The organism is Longimicrobium sp., assembly GCF_036554565.1.
In the GTDB taxonomy this organism is placed as follows: Bacteria; Gemmatimonadota; Gemmatimonadetes; order Longimicrobiales; family Longimicrobiaceae; genus Longimicrobium.
The window spans coordinates 1-3770 of the sequence record NZ_DATBNB010000221.1; the positions used below are offsets into that span (position 1 = coordinate 1).

General features: G+C 67.3%; 4 protein-coding genes. All 4 read right to left on the minus strand.

Annotated elements, in window-relative coordinates; translation table 11 throughout:
• Positions 1 to 834 (minus strand): glycosyltransferase family 4 protein (locus tag VIB55_RS06010; RefSeq protein WP_331875762.1); only part of this gene is annotated, 834 nt, incomplete at its 3' end.
• Between the two features lie 295 nt (positions 835 to 1129).
• Entirely contained in the window at positions 1130 to 1597 is a 468-nt protein-coding gene (locus tag VIB55_RS06015; protein WP_331875763.1) for a hypothetical protein, read from the minus strand.
• A gap of 5 nt (positions 1598 to 1602) precedes the next feature.
• A complete protein-coding gene (locus VIB55_RS06020; protein WP_331875764.1) occupies positions 1603 to 2115 on the minus strand; it encodes a HEPN domain-containing protein in 513 nt (170 codons plus the stop codon).
• 268 nt (positions 2116 to 2383) lie between these two features.
• A complete protein-coding gene (nadA, locus tag VIB55_RS06025) occupies positions 2384 to 3460 on the minus strand; it encodes a quinolinate synthase NadA (RefSeq protein ID WP_331875765.1) in 1077 nt (358 codons plus the stop codon).
• Positions 3461 to 3770 lie beyond the last annotated feature (310 nt).

Below are 3770 nucleotides of genomic sequence, written 5' to 3' on the forward strand. Positions count from 1 at the left end.
CAGCACGTCCATCGCGTTCAGGTACGCAGGGACCTCGTGATGCGGCACACCAGTGACGATGCGCACCGCGTCCCCCCGGCCCGCCGCCCACGCCCGCAGCTCGCCCTCGATGGCCCCGCCGCCGACGATCAGCGCGCGCCACGGCTCCCGCGCCGCGTCCAGCGCCGCGATGAGCGTGCGCAGCCCCTTCTCGGCGACGAACCGGCCGAGGAAGCCGATCACCGGCGGCCCGTCCTCCCGCCAACCAAGAGACCCACGGACGCGCGCACCGGCCTCGGTGTCCGGGCGGAACAGCTCCGTGTCTACCCCGGGCGAGATCACCGCGACCGGGAGATGGTCATACCCAGGGCGAACGCGCAGTGCGTCGTGGACCGTTTCGCCGAACGCCACCCACCCGGCCGCGCGGCGAAGGGCGTACCGCTCGGCCCAGGCGAACGGGGGCGGGTAGCGCTTCGGGAGGTTCTGAAAGGTGGCGTACACCAGCCGTGCCTCGGGCGGTGTCCACGCCGCCACCTGCGCGCCAGCGAGGATGTACGGCTCCTCCCAGCAGTGCACCACGTCCCACCCCTCGCGCAAAAGCGCGCGAAGGCGGCGGCCGTAGCGCATGGTATGGACGCGACTTGCGCCATGGACGGGCACCGGCACCAGCCGCGGCAGCTCGCCCGGGAACGGCTCCAGCGCGATGGGGCCAAGGTCGCCGGGAAACGACTCCGGGGCGGCGACCGTCACCTCCCACTCCCCCGCCCCGGCCTGCGCCATCGCGTGCGCCAACCGCCGGTTGGTGCCGACGACGTAGGAGTGCCCTAGCGTCAGCAGGCGCAGGGGACGGGTCATGCGCCCCACCTGTACCGCGGCCACACAGAAGGGCGGCTCCAGCCGGGGAGTCGCTCGATGCAGGCTGCGGGCATGGGCGCGGAGGTGGGGCCGAAACCAGTGAAGACGCGGGATAACTGCCCTAGAAGTAACGGACTGCGAGTGCCGTTGCAACCCGCGCGCCGCTCGCCGGCGCCCGGCGGCATCGCAGACGCGGAACGTAGCGCCGGGGCGTTCCCGAGCAGGTCCGGGCCGCTCGAGTGCGCCGGAAGCGAAATGGGCGACTACGGGTGCTTCGATCGGGCGACGCGCGTGCTTACGTGCGTGGCAGCGCCGGAGGTTGAGCAGCGCCGGGCGACCTCGAAAGCCGCACCCGACGCGGCGCCGACGCTTCGTTCTCCGCGCTTCTTGCGACTGGCATGAGGTCGGGCCGGCAGGTGATGATGCAGCCGCGCGCAACGAACTTTTCGAAAAGCTGACGGTTGTAAACTTCGACCACACACCCGGCAGTGGGATAGTAGCGGAGTTCCTTCGAAAAGTCCGGGTGCGCCACCGGCACCGCGATGATCCGTTGCACCCGGAAAAAATCGTCTAACGTCAGCCGCGCCCGGAGCACCTCGCTGATCCGCACGCGGAGCGCGTAGTCCGCATTCAACCAAGGGGCAGCGACGTACAATTCATACTGGTCGAACAGGCTGTCCTCGGTTTCGAACAACGCGAACAGCGCAAACTCTCCGAATTCGGCTGCGAGTTCCCGTTCGACCGGCCGCAGTTCCTCGATCAAGTCTCTCATAGGGCCCTCACGATCTGACGGGCAGAGGTCAGAATGCTCTTCGCGACATCGGCCTGCGTTGTGCCCTCCGCCGCATACCGGAAAGTGGGATCCCAGTCGGAAACCTGCACCCAATCGCCGTGGTGGCGGGTGCGGATCCGCTCCTCCATCCCGCTCAAGCGCAATAGTACCTGGAGGTTGTGGATTTTGAAGCTGCCGTAGTGCTCGAACTGCTTCCGCGTCTGCGGAAACGCCTCCCACCGCAAGGTCCGGCAGATGCGTGCCTTCAGCGCCAGTTCCACCGCGTAGCCGCACAGGTATCGCGCCGCGTCGTAACGGCCGGACGCGTAGAGGGCGCGCGCATCCTTCAGCCTTGCAAAGGCCAGCCTCCTCAACTCCAGCCGGGGAATCATCCGTCGTGCCCGTCCGCCCAGGTGAACGATGTGCCGCACCATGATGCGAACGGTACGGACGTGCGTATCTCCTGTCAATCCAACGCGATCCGCCACCAGGCGTATCACGACGGGCATGTGCTTGGTGGCGAGGAAGTTCGCACGACCGATGATGCTCGAAACTCGTTCTGAGCGAAGGGAGGGCTCGGGCTGGCGGGCTTGGGTGTTCGCTGCCGCGCCCAAGCATCGAAGTGGCGCAGGCTGGATCCTTCGGCCCGCAATAAACGGTTTGCGGGCGGGTACGGTGCGGTTGGGCCTCTGGATGACAGACGATTAGGGGAGGCGAAAACAGGAGCGGCGGCACCGTTGGATGCCGCCGCTCGTTTCTTCAATCGGACAGGTGCGATCAGGCGCAACCGCAGCCCGTTTTGCGCAGGCCGGCTTCTTCCAGGGCCATTTCCTCGGCTGTGGGGGCTGCCCAGCCGTCGTTCAGGTTCAGCATGCGGCGCAGGGAAAGCTCGGCGCGGGTGCGGACGTCCTCGTCAAGCACCAGCTCGTGCTGCTGGTGGTCCAGGCACCACGCCAGCTTGGCCAGCGTGTTCACCTTCATGTTGCCGCAGATGGCGGCTCCGGACAGCGGCACCAGCGTCTTTTCGGGGAAGCGCGCCTTCAGGCGGTCGACGATGCCCCGCTCCGTGCCGAAGATCACCTCGTCGTTCTGCTCGGCGATGTCCACCATCTTGGCCGTGGACGCCACCACGTCGGCCTGGGCCAGCAGCTCGGCGCGAGACTCGGGGTGGATGACGACCAGCGCGCGCGGGTGCTTCTTCTTCGCCGCGGCCAGCTCGTCCATCACCAGATCGTCGTGCACGTAGCAGTAGCCGTCCCACGCGACGATGCTCCCCGGCTGGATCTCGCCCTCTTCGCGCCCGGCGATGACGTACGGCCGACCGCTCTTCTCTGCCGCGTAGCGCGCCAGGTTGCGGTCCGGGACGAAGAGGATGGTCCGGTCCGCAGGAATGGTGTTCACCACCTGCACCGCGTTCGCGGACGTGCAGCAGATGTCGGATTCGGCCTTCACCTCGGCGGTGGAGTTGACGTACGCCACCACCACCGCGCCGGGGAAGCGCGCCTTGAGCCGGCGCAGCGCGTCGCCCGTGACGAAGTCGGCCATGGGGCAGCCGGCCCGCAGGTCGGGCATGAGCACCGTCTTGTCCGGCGACAGGATCTTGGCCGTCTCGGCCATGAAGTGCACGCCGCAGAAGACGATGACGTCCGCGTCGGTGCTGGCGGCCTCCTGCGACAGCCCCAGAGAGTCGCCCAGGTAGTCGCTTACCTCCTGGATTTCCACGCGCTGGTAGTTGTGCCCCAGGATCACCGCGTTCAGCTCCTGCTTGCGGCGGCGGATGCGCTCCACCAGCTCTTCGCGAGAGAGGCGGGCGTACTCGAGCGGCGTGGAAAGGACGTCGGCGATCTGGATCAAAGCTCACCTCGGCGGCAGGCGTCGTCTAAGCGTTCTCGTGTTGAGAACGATGGGAAATATGTCATACTCGTAACGAGAATGCAAGGGGGCGAGTCCGTCACTGCTTGATCGATAAAAAGTAGAGAGGCCCGCGGATGTGCTCCGCGGGCCTCGGTACGAATTTTCGGTGTCGCCCGGGCGTCAGCCGATCGCCTTCCTGGTGACAGCCAGCGCCAGTGCGGCGGCGTCGGAGCCGTGCACCCCGTCCATGTAGATGATGTTGGGGTAGCTCTGCGCCGTGCACGCCGGCAGCAGCGCACCGTACAGGGCC